General features: G+C 69.2%; 10 protein-coding genes and 2 tRNA genes. 3 read left to right on the top strand and 9 right to left on the bottom strand.

The genetic code is table 11. From position 1 onward, the window contains the following. Both J0A90_RS07040 and J0A90_RS07035 read left to right on the top strand, forming a co-directional pair. Window positions 1–77, top strand: a tRNA-Arg gene (locus tag J0A90_RS07040). A 59-nt stretch (window positions 78–136) separates the two neighbouring features. Next, window positions 137–213: transfer RNA gene (locus tag J0A90_RS07035), tRNA-Arg, on the top strand. A 140-nt stretch (window positions 214–353) separates the two neighbouring features. On the opposite strand, the gene J0A90_RS07030 is transcribed toward J0A90_RS07035, so the two are convergent. The 7 genes from J0A90_RS07030 to J0A90_RS07000 all read right to left on the bottom strand — a co-directional run bounded on the left by J0A90_RS07030 (window position 354) and on the right by J0A90_RS07000 (window position 7,479). Continuing rightward, window positions 354–1,349, bottom strand: coding sequence for a tRNA-dihydrouridine synthase (locus J0A90_RS07030; RefSeq protein WP_207033682.1), 996 nt, complete (start codon window positions 1,347–1,349; stop codon window positions 354–356). A gap of 195 nt (window positions 1,350–1,544) precedes the next feature. Then, complete coding sequence (locus tag J0A90_RS07025; RefSeq protein ID WP_233076576.1) at window positions 1,545–3,053, bottom strand: tripartite tricarboxylate transporter permease; 1,509 nt, start codon at window positions 3,051–3,053, stop codon at window positions 1,545–1,547. Between the two features lie 22 nt (window positions 3,054–3,075). Continuing rightward, on the bottom strand, window positions 3,076–3,606 hold the full coding sequence (locus J0A90_RS07020; RefSeq protein ID WP_207033022.1) for a tripartite tricarboxylate transporter TctB family protein: 531 nt from the start codon (window positions 3,604–3,606) through the stop codon (window positions 3,076–3,078). Then, entirely contained in the window at window positions 3,603–4,640 is a 1,038-nt protein-coding gene (locus tag J0A90_RS07015; protein WP_207033020.1) for a tripartite tricarboxylate transporter substrate binding protein, read from the bottom strand. The genes J0A90_RS07020 and J0A90_RS07015 overlap by 4 nt, the downstream gene beginning before the upstream one ends. A 102-nt stretch (window positions 4,641–4,742) precedes the next feature. Continuing rightward, window positions 4,743–5,273 (bottom strand): chromate transporter, encoded by a 531-nt coding sequence (locus J0A90_RS07010; RefSeq protein ID WP_207033018.1) that lies wholly within the window; start codon window positions 5,271–5,273, stop codon window positions 4,743–4,745. Further along, window positions 5,270–5,848 (bottom strand): chromate transporter, encoded by a 579-nt coding sequence (locus J0A90_RS07005; RefSeq protein ID WP_207033016.1) that lies wholly within the window; start codon window positions 5,846–5,848, stop codon window positions 5,270–5,272. The genes J0A90_RS07010 and J0A90_RS07005 overlap by 4 nt, the downstream gene beginning before the upstream one ends. Window positions 5,849–5,850: 2 nt before the next feature. Next, complete coding sequence (locus tag J0A90_RS07000) at window positions 5,851–7,479, bottom strand: gamma-glutamyltransferase family protein (protein ID WP_233076575.1); 1,629 nt, start codon at window positions 7,477–7,479, stop codon at window positions 5,851–5,853. Window positions 7,480–7,691: 212 nt separating this feature from the next. On the opposite strand from J0A90_RS07000, the gene J0A90_RS06995 reads away from it, so the two are divergent. Beyond that, window positions 7,692–8,360 (top strand): FCD domain-containing protein, encoded by a 669-nt coding sequence (locus J0A90_RS06995; RefSeq protein ID WP_207033677.1) that lies wholly within the window; start codon window positions 7,692–7,694, stop codon window positions 8,358–8,360. A gap of 110 nt (window positions 8,361–8,470) precedes the next feature. Here J0A90_RS06995 and J0A90_RS06990 read toward each other — a convergent pair whose 3' ends face one another. Then, a complete protein-coding gene (locus J0A90_RS06990; RefSeq protein ID WP_207033013.1) occupies window positions 8,471–9,088 on the bottom strand; it encodes a YigZ family protein in 618 nt (205 codons plus the stop codon). After that, window positions 9,088–9,561 (bottom strand): LexA family transcriptional regulator, encoded by a 474-nt coding sequence (locus tag J0A90_RS06985; protein WP_106419501.1) that lies wholly within the window; start codon window positions 9,559–9,561, stop codon window positions 9,088–9,090. The genes J0A90_RS06990 and J0A90_RS06985 overlap by 1 nt, the downstream gene beginning before the upstream one ends. Window positions 9,562–9,647: the final 86 nt, after the last annotated feature.

Genomic DNA, 9,647 nt, shown 5'->3' with positions numbered 1-9,647 from the left:
GCGCCCGTAGCTCAGCTGGATAGAGTACCTGACTACGAATCAGGTGGTCGGAGGTTCGAATCCTCCCGGGCGCGCCACTCGCTTGAAGCAGTGTCGCTCAGCAGTACCAGAGACCTGACGTCTCGACCGATTTCAAGCGCCCGTAGCTCAGCTGGATAGAGTACCTGACTACGAATCAGGTGGTCGGAGGTTCGAATCCTCCCGGGCGCGCCATACAGATGACACCCGCATGCTTCGGCATGCGGGTGTTTTCGTTTGCGCGTCGCGCAGCGCCTGTAAGCGCAGGGCGGGAAGCGCCGAAGAGGTCGCGCGGGCAAGGCGGCCGGCCAACGTGGCGGACGCCCGCCAGCGTCTTATACCAGTGCCGTGGCCGGCTCCATGGCCGGGGCGGGGTCGCTCAGCGCCGGCTGGGCCAGCCCGGCCAGCAGTGGCGCCAGCGCGGTCTCCCGGCGCAGCGCAGTGAAACGCGCGGCGGCCTCGGCATCGCGCCCGCGCATGATGTTGAGCCACTGCTTGAGCAGCGCGACGATGAACTTCTCTGCCATCCCTGCGGCCTGCTTGCGCGCGGCGTAGCGGCACAGTACCTCGGCGCGGGCCGCCCAGGGCGTCGTCGCCAGGCGCTCGCCGCCGCTCGCCTGCCAGTGGCGGATGCGGCGCGCCAGCCAGGGGTCGGCGAGCATGCCGCGGCCGAGCATGACGTCGGTGCAGCCGGAGAGCGTCCGCGCCTGCCAGTACGCTTCGAGCGTCCAGATATCGCCATTGACCACCACCGGCACGTCGACGGCGGCGCGAATCCTGGCGACCCACTCCCAGTGCGCCGGCGGGCGGTAACCCTCGCGCCGGGTGCGCGCATGCACCACCAGCTCGTGGGCGCCGCCGGCCTCGGCGGCCAGCGCACAGGCCAGCGCCACCCGGCGGTCGTCGAAGCCCAGGCGCAGCTTGGCGCTCACCGTGGCGCCACGGGCGGACGCCACCTCGGCGACCGCCGCCACCGCCCGCGCCACGCGCGCCGGCGTACGCAGCAGCGAGGCGCCGCCATCATGGCGGTTGACCGTCTTGGCCGGGCAGCCGAAGTTGAGGTCGAGCCGGGTGGCGCCCAGGGCGATCGCCTGCTCGGCGTTGGCGGCCAGGGCGGCTGGGTCGGAGCCGAGCAGCTGCAGCGTTACCGGGGTCGCGGTCGGGGTCAGCGGCCCCGCCGCATCGGCCTCGGCCAGCTCCGGGCAGTGACGCAGGAAGACCCGCGGTGGCAGGCGCGCATCGACCACGCGCACGAACTCGGTCACGCACCAGTCCAGCGCGCCATCGGCGCTGAGCAGCGCCCGAGTATCGGCGTCGATCACGCCCTCCATGGGGGCCAGACCGAGACGCCCGCGCGGGGCGGCATCCATGGGAGCATCGGTGACGGCTTGAGTGGGGGCGGAAAAGGGGTGTCGTGCCATGCGGCCTCCAAGGATCTGGCGGGCGCTAAACTAGCACAACCGTGGCGGTATGCCATGCCCCGATGAAGCGCCCCCGGCGGGCGGGGCGAGCCGGGAGCGCGGCGCTCAGCGGGTGGCAGTGCGGTGTCTGTCGCGCAGCACCCGGCGCACGCTGAACGCCACCGAGAGCGCTGCCAGCACCAGCAGCGCCAGCGAGATCGGGCGGGTGAAGAACAGCGTCCAGCTCTCGTCGGCCATCAGCGCACGGCGCAGGTTGGTCTCGGCGATCGGCCCCAGGATCACCCCCAGCACCAGCGGCGCCAGCGGATAGTCGAGTTTGGCCAGCAGATAGCCGAACAGCCCCACCCCGATCAGTAGATAGAGGTCGGTCACCCGGTTGTTGAGCGCCAGCGCGCCCACCGCGCAGCACACCAGCACCACCGGCACGATGATCGACTTGGGAATCTCGGTGATGCGCAAGAACCAGCGCAGGCTGAGCAGGCAGAACACCAGCACCATGCCGGCGGCGAGGAACATCGCCAGGAACATGCCGTAGACCAGGTCGAGGTTGTCCATGATCAGCCGCGGCCCGACGCTGATCCCCTGCACCATCAGCGCCGCCATCAGTACCGCATCCACCGCGCTGCCGGGGATCCCCAGTGCGATCATCGGGATCAGCCCGCCGCCGGCGGTGGCGGAGTTGCCCGACTCCGAGGCGACCACGCCGTCGGCGATCCCGGTGCCGAAGCGCTCCGGGGTCTTGGAGGCGCGCTTGGCCTGGTCGTAGGCGATCAGATTGGCGATGCTGCCCCCGGCGCCGGGGACCGCGCCGATCACCACCCCCACCAGCGACGAGCGCAGCAGGTTGAGCGGGCGCGACAGCACCTCGCGCATCACCACCAGCGGCCTGACCGTGAGACGCCCCTGGATCAGCGCCTGGCCCTGGCGCAGCTCGTCCGGGTTTTCCACCTCGCCGGCGAGCTGGCTGACCGCGAAGATCCCGATCAGCACCACCAGAAAGGGCAGGCCCGCGGCGAGCAGATCGAGATCGAAGGTGAAGCGCGGCACGCCCATCATCGGATCGGGCCCCACGGTCGCCACGAACAGCCCCAGCAGGCTCATCATCAGCCCCTTGAGAATCGAGCGGCCGACCAGGCTGGCGACCACGGTGATGGCGAACAGGATCAGCGAGAAGTACTCCCACGGCCCCAGCTTGACCGCGATCAGCGCCAGCGGCGGGGCCGCCACGATCAGCACCAGGGCGCTGATCAGCGCGCCGAAGAACGATGCCCAGATGCCCAGGCCCAGGGCGCGTCCGGGCTCGCCGCCACGCGCCATGGGGTAGGCGTCGAAGGTGGTCGCCACCGACGAGGGGGTGCCGGGGATGCCCAGCAGGGCGGCACTGATCAGCCCGCCGGAGCAGCCGCCGACGTACACCGCCAGCATCGTCGCCACGCCCTGCAGCGGCGGCATGCTGAAGGTCACCGGCAGCGTCAGCACGATCGCCATGGTCACGGTGAAGCCGGGGATGGCGGCGGCGATCACCCCGGCGACGACGCCGATCAGCATGCTGATCAGAGTCGCCAGCGAAAACAGCTGTTCCACGCTCGACAGCAGAGCATCGGTCATTGGCATGCGCGTGTCTCTCGTTGTCGGGCTACCAAAGCCGCCCGGCGGGTAGCGGGATCTGGAAGACCTGGCCGAACAGCAGATGAAGGCCCAGGCCGAAGGCCACCGCGACCACTGCCGCCACCAGCAGGCGTCGTCCGCGCCGGGCGCCGAGCAGCCACTGCACCGCGAGCAGGAAGCTCAGCGAGGCGAGCGGAAAGCCGAGCCACGGCATCGCCAGCGCGTAGAGCGCGAACGCCGCCAGGGTGGCGAAGGCCAACCGCCGCCGGTAGAGCCAGGCGAGAGCGCCCCCGCCGCGCGCGGCATGGCCCAGCGCCATGGCTGCCTGCAGCGCCAAAGCCAGGTTGAACAGGATCAGTGCGCCCAGCACCAGGCGCGGAAAGGCGCCCGCGCCCAGCGGCTCCCACATCGATGACGGCAGCTCGCCGGCATCGATGAACAGCGCCGTGAACAGCGCGGCCAGGGCGAGATTGAACAGCAGGTTGGCCAGCACCGCGCCACGGGTGCTGTCGGCCGCCGGCCCCGAGGGGGCGGCGGCCGATGGATTGTCGGCGCTCATCGGGCCAGCTTGCCGGAGAGACGCTGGACGGTGGCGTCGACCTCGGCCAGGTAGTCGGCGTAGGCGTTGGGGCCCATGAACTCGACCCCGGCGCCGAGCGCGCGCATCTTGTCGACGAAAGCGGGGTCTTTCGACATCTCCTCGAAGTCCGCCGCCAGTGTCTCCACCTTGGCCGGATCGATCCCTTTGGGGGCGACGAGGCCGCGGTTGATGCTCAGCTTGAGACCGGGGTAGCCGAGCTCCTTGAAGGTGGGCACGTCCGGAGTCTGTGCCGGCCGTTGGGGGGTGCCCACGGCGAGAAAGCGCAGGTCGCCGTTGTCGACGAAGCCTAGCGAGGAGGAGATATCGCCGATCGCGGCGTCGATATGACCGCCCACCAGGCCGCGGATGCGCGCCCCGGTGCCCTCGTAGCCGACGTAGCGGAAGGAGGTGCCGATGGCGTCCTCGATCATCGCGCCGTGGACGTGGGGAATGCCGCCGAGGGTGGCACCGAAGCGCACCTTGCCGGGGTTGGCCTTGGCGTAGGCGGCGAAGTCGGCAAAGGTCTCCCAGCCGCTATCGGCGTTGACCACCAGATACTGGGGCGACGAGGCCAGCGAGGCGATCGGCTGGAAATCGTCCCAGTCGAGCGGGGTGAGCCCGGTGGCGTGGGCCGCCATCAGCCCCTCGTGGATCTGACCCAGGGTATAGCCGTCGGGCGCTTTCTGGGCCAGTGCCTTCAGCCCCAGGGTGCCGCTGACCCCGGGCATGTTGATCACCGGCAGCGGCTGGCCGAGGTACTGCTCGGCGGCGTTGGAGATCACGCGCATCAAGGCATCGCTGCCGCCGCCGGGTGACCACGGCACGATGAATTCGATGGCATGATCGGGGTAGTCTTCGGCCTGGGCGGCGGGGCTGGCGCCGAGCATGCCCAGCCCTAGCGAACCCAGTCCTAGCGAGCCCAGGCCCAATCCGGTGACGAGAGAGGCGATAGCGGCGCTGGCGCTGAAGCGCCGGCGCGCGCCGGCTGAGGTCTTGATCGGTCGAGTGAACATCGAATCGTCCTTTATTGGCATTGGAATGGCGTCGAATGTCGTCTAGCGCAGATTGTCGTTGTAGACCGGTGCGCGTGCCGCGTTCACCGGGAGTCGGCCAACTCAGCCGAGCAGCAGTCCTCCATAGATGAGTCCGAGCAGCACCGCCCAGATCGGGTGAAGCTTGAAGCGCCACAGCAGCAGCGTGGCCGCGGCGCCGATGATCGCCGCGTGCAGCCAGCCGGCGTTGTCCACGCCTTCGGCGGCGAACGACCAGGTGAGATAGGCCATCAGCACCATGATCACCGGGCGCACCCACTGGCTCATCGACTTCACCTTGATCGAGTCGCGGTAGCGGTAGAGGGTGCCCAGCGCCACCAGCATCAAAAGCAGCGACGGCGCCACGGTGGCGAAGGTGGCGATTGCGCTGCCGCCGATACCGGCGACGTCATAGCCGATATAGCCGGCCATCTTGGTGGCGATCGGGCTGGGCAGGGTATTGCCCAGTGCCAGGGTCTCGGCGAACTGCTGCGAGGTCATCCAGCCGTAGCGGCCGACCACCTCGTTCTCGATCAGCGGGATGATCGCCGGGCCGCCGCCGTAGCCGACGATGTTGGGAATGAAGAACGCCAGGAACAGCTCCCAGTAGATCATGAGCTGGCCTCCTTGCGCCGCCGGCTACGCTCCGGGCGCAGCAGCGCCGCGACCAGGATGGCGCCGATCACCAGGCCGGGATGGATGTCGAGCCCGTAGATCAGCCCGCCGGCCACCACACCCATGACCAGGCTGGCGATCCAGCCCAGCGCGGCCCGCGACTTCTGCCAGAAGTCCCAGGTCAGTTGCGCCATCATCACCATCACCACCGGTACCACGCCCTGGCTCATGCCCTCGATCCAGCGCTGGTCGCGGTAGCGGGTGAACAGCCCCAGCAGCGCCACCATGGCCACGATGCAGGGCAGGATCTGGGCCAGCACGGCGATCACGCAGCCGCCGAGGCCGCCGACCCGATAGCCGATATAGCCGGCCATCTTGGTCGCGATCGGCCCCGGCAGGGTGTTGCCGATGGCCAGCACGTCGCCGAATTCGGCGTCATCCATCCACGCGTAGCGGGTGACCACTTCGGCCCGCACCAGCGGGATCATCGAAGGACCACCGCCGAAGCCGAGCAGGCCGACGCGCAGGAAGGCGAGAAACAGTTGCCACTGGGTGCGTATGCCCTGAGTCCGCATGGTCAGAGCACCGCGATGCTGGAGTCGGTGCGCGGCTCGGTGCCGCCGCAGTAGACCCCGGTATCGGGGTGGCGCAGGATGATCTGGCCGCGGCCGTAGCTGGTGCTGTCGATCGCCAGCGAGACCTGATGGCCGCGCGCGGCCATGTCGCGCACCAGATGCAGCGGATAGCCGGGCTCGATACCCACCTGGCGCTCGCCCATCCACTGCCAGCGCGGGGCGTCCAGCGCCGCCTGCGGGTTGAGTCCGTAATCGATCAGATTCATCACTACCTGTAGATGTCCCTGTGGCTGCATGAAGCCGCCCATCACCCCGAACGGCCCCAAGCCGATACCGTCACGGCTGAGAAAGCCGGGGATGATGGTGTGGAAGGTGCGCTTGCCGGGGGCGAGCACGTTGACGTGGTCGGCATCGAGGCTGAAGCCGTGGCCGCGGTTCTGCAGCGAGATACCGGTGTCCGGCACCACCACGCCGGAGCCGAAGCCGTGATAGTTGCTCTGGATGTAGGAGACCATGTTGCCGTCGGCGTCCGCGGTGGCCAGATAGACCGTGCCACCGGCCTGGGGCTGGCCCGGCTCGGGGTCGATGGCGGTGGCGCCGATCAGGCGCCGGCGGGTGTCGGCGTAGGCGTCGCTGAGCAGTGCCGCCACGCTGGTGCGCATGTGGCCGCCATCGGTGATGTGGTGGTGGCCGTCGGTATAGGCGAGCTTCATCGCCTCGATCTGGCGGTGCAGCAGCTCGGGGTCGTCGCGCACGCTGGGGTCGAAGCCCTCCATCATCCGCAGTGCCATCAGCGCCACCATGCCCTGGCCGTTGGGCGGAATCTCCCACACCTGGTAGCCGCGATAGTCGGCGGCGATCGGCTCGACCCACTCCGGGGTGTAGCCGGCCAGATCCTCGGCGCGCAGATAGCCGCCGGTCCGGCGCGAGAAGGCGTCGATGGTCTGCGCCAGGGCACCGCGATAGAAGCTCTCGCAGTGGCTCTCGGCCAGCGCTTCCAGGGTGCGCGCCTGGGCCTCGTTGCGATGCAGCTCGCCGGGGTGCGGGGCGCGGCCGTGGGGCGCGAAGGCGTCGAGCCACGGCGCCACCGCGGGATCGTCGGCGCGGGCGCGGAACTCGCCCTCGGCACGCTGCCACAGGGCGCTGATCACCGGTGATACCGGGAAACCCTCGCGGGCGATGCGGATCGCCGGTGCCAGCAGGGTGGCGAAGTCGAGCTTGCCGAAGCGCTGCGACAGCGTCGCCCAGGCCGCCGGCGTGCCCGGCACCGTGACCGGCGTCCAGCCGTGCAGCGGCATTTCGCTGTGGCCCGCCGCGCGGACCGCCTCCGGGGTCAGGGCGGCGGGCGCATGGCCGCTGGCGTTGAGACCGTGAAGCTGACCGCGGCCGCCTTCGCTTGCCATCCACACCAGCGCGAAGGCGTCACCGCCGATGCCGTTGCCGCTGGGCTCGACCACGCTCAGCACCGCGGCAGTGGCGATCGCGGCATCCACCGCGTTGCCGCCCTGGGCCAGCATGTCGCGCCCCGCCTGGCTGGCCTGGGGCTGCGAGGCGGCGACCATGCCGCGCTGCGAGTAGGTCGCGCTGCGGCGCGAGGGGTAGGGGTTGTTGTGGTCGAACGCGAGGCTCATGGCGGTGATCCCGAAGGTTCTTGTCGTTGAGGTTCGTACCCCTGGCGTTGGCGCCGCAGGGTGCTGCGGTGGCGCGAGCACGTGGCCGGCACGGGGGACGATCGGTTATGCTGAAAAAATCGATTTTTACTATGACGTCGATTTTGTACGAGGGTCAAGCGCTACCGGGCCGAGGAGTACGCCATGGATCGACAGCAGGACACCGCATGAGCATGAGACAGGCGCCGACCAAGGCGCTGGATGCCACCACCGCGGCGAGTCAGGTCTACGCCGCGCTCAAGCGCGATCTGATCCGCGGGCGCTTCGTCGCCGGCGAGAAGCTCGCGATCAGCCATCTCCGGCAGACCTATGCGGTGGGGTTGAGCCCGCTGCGTGAAGCGCTCAATCGCCTCGCCGCCTACGGGTTGCTGGCGCAGGAGAACCAGCGTGGCTTTCGCGTGCCGGCGCTGAAGCGCCGCGAGCTCGACGATATCGCCGGGCTGCGCCAGCAGTTCGAGGTCCAGGCGCTGGAGGCGGCGTTGCGCCATGGCGACGCCCAGTGGGAGGCGGAGCTGCTGGCGGCCTTTCACCGGCTCAAGCGCGCCGACGAGCAGCCCGATGCGCTCGAACACTGGGAACAGATGCATCTGCAGTTCCATCGGCGCCTGCTCGAACCCTGCGGCTCGGTGTGGCTCTTGCGCTTCATCGAGCAGTTGCATGACCAGTTCGATCGCTACCGGCGCATGGCGCCGGCGCATCAGGATCTTCGCGCCCAGCTCGACGTGCAGCACGCCGAGCTGGTGGAGCTGGCGCTGGCGCGGGGGATCGCCGCGGCGCGTGAGCTGATCCACGCGCATATCCAGCTCTCCTACGACGTGGCCAAAAGCGCCTGCAGCGAATGAACGGGCTCCCGTGGCAAATATGGGCGCGCGCGGCGAGTGAATGAACGTCTGTGGCAAATACGGGCGCCTGCAGCGAGTGTGTGCGCCCGCAGCGAGTCGATGAACGCCAGCTACTCGTCGAGGCACTCCAGCTCGCCCCGCAGACGCTGCGCCAGCAGCGCCAGATCGAGACTGTCGTCGGCGGGCCAGGCCAGCGTCAGGGTGACGCCCTGGCCGTCGTAGTCGGCGGCTTCCACCGGGACCTCGTGGGCCTGCAACCAGTGGCGCGCCTGGGCTTCGAGGGCGAAACCGACACGCACCCGGCGCTGCATGCGCTCGGTGAATTCGCGCCGTGGCAGGCTTTCCAATGCTTGGGTCACCGCCTGGGTATAGGCGCGCACCAGGCCACCGGTGCCCAATTTGATGCCGCCGAAGTAGCGCGTGACGACCACCGCGACCTGGCCCAGGCCGCTGCCCTCCAGGGCCTGGAACATCGGCCGGCCGGCGGTGCCGCCGGGCTCGCCGTCGTCGGAGAAGCCGATCGCCACCTGCTCGCCGGGGGCACCGGCGATGAACGCGGAGCAGTGGTGGCTGGCATCGGGGTAGGTGGCGCGTGCTTCGTTCAGCAGGCGGTCGAAGGCGGCGGCGTCCGGGGCGTGGGCGACCCAGGTGATGAAGCGACTCTTGTCGATCTCGAGGCTGTGGCTGTGGATCGCCCCTGGCGCCAGCGCGGGAATCGCATAGCGCATCAGGCCGCCTGGGGCGGATTACGCATGACACCCATCACCAGCCCGAGCACCTGCACGTCCTCGTTCTTGAGAAAGATCGGCGCCATGGTGTCGTTGGCCGGCTGCAGGCGCACGCCGGATTTCTCGATGAATAGCTTCTTCAAGGTCACTTCCTGGTTGTTGATCAGGACCACCGCGGTCTCGCCGTTCTCGGCGGATTCGTAGCGCTCGATGATGATGATGTCGCCATCGAAGATATTGCAGTCGATCATCGAGTCGCCGCGCACGCGCAGGGCATAGGTGTTGCGTCGCACCAGCTGGGCGGGCACCTGGACGGTGGCGTCGTCCAGGCACGCCTCCATCGGCAGGCCGGCGGCGACCTGGCCCAGCAGCGGAATCTCGACCAAGTCGGTGGCGTCCACCGACTCCCAGTGGCCGTCGATCAGGGGCAGGTGGGGCTGGCGCTGCAGAAAGCTCGGTGCGGAATTTGTCATCGTCTTCTCCCGAGGAAACGGCTTCATCATAGCAAGCCGGCGGTGGGCGGCAAGGCGCGCCGACGGCGGCCGGGCTGGATATCGCC

Origin of the sequence: Salinicola sp. DM10 (assembly GCF_017306975.2) — a bacterium.
Lineage (GTDB): Bacteria > Pseudomonadota > Gammaproteobacteria > Pseudomonadales > Halomonadaceae > Salinicola.
Note: the sequence above shows the minus strand (reverse complement) of the source record. Positions and strands in the feature narration are given on the sequence as shown.

Excerpts from the sequence above, each read along its gene's own strand:
- J0A90_RS07015 (WP_207033020.1), bottom strand. The coding sequence starts at position 4,640 with ATGTTCACTCGACCGATCAAGACCTCAGCCGGCGCGCGCCGGCGCTTC.
- J0A90_RS07030 (WP_207033682.1), bottom strand. The coding sequence starts at position 1,349 with ATGGAGGGCGTGATCGACGCCGATACTCGGGCGCTGCTCAGCGCCGAT.
- J0A90_RS06990 (WP_207033013.1), bottom strand. The coding sequence starts at position 9,088 with ATGCGCTATGCGATTCCCGCGCTGGCGCCAGGGGCGATCCACAGCCAC.
- J0A90_RS06995 (WP_207033677.1), top strand. The coding sequence starts at position 7,692 with ATGAGACAGGCGCCGACCAAGGCGCTGGATGCCACCACCGCGGCGAGT.
- J0A90_RS07005 (WP_207033016.1), bottom strand. The coding sequence starts at position 5,848 with ATGCGGACTCAGGGCATACGCACCCAGTGGCAACTGTTTCTCGCCTTC.
- J0A90_RS06985 (WP_106419501.1), bottom strand. The coding sequence starts at position 9,561 with ATGACAAATTCCGCACCGAGCTTTCTGCAGCGCCAGCCCCACCTGCCC.
- J0A90_RS07000 (WP_233076575.1), bottom strand. The coding sequence starts at position 7,479 with ATGAGCCTCGCGTTCGACCACAACAACCCCTACCCCTCGCGCCGCAGC.
- J0A90_RS07010 (WP_207033018.1), bottom strand. The coding sequence starts at position 5,273 with ATGATCTACTGGGAGCTGTTCCTGGCGTTCTTCATTCCCAACATCGTC.
- J0A90_RS07020 (WP_207033022.1), bottom strand. The coding sequence starts at position 3,606 with ATGAGCGCCGACAATCCATCGGCCGCCGCCCCCTCGGGGCCGGCGGCC.
- J0A90_RS07025 (WP_233076576.1), bottom strand. The coding sequence starts at position 3,053 with ATGCCAATGACCGATGCTCTGCTGTCGAGCGTGGAACAGCTGTTTTCG.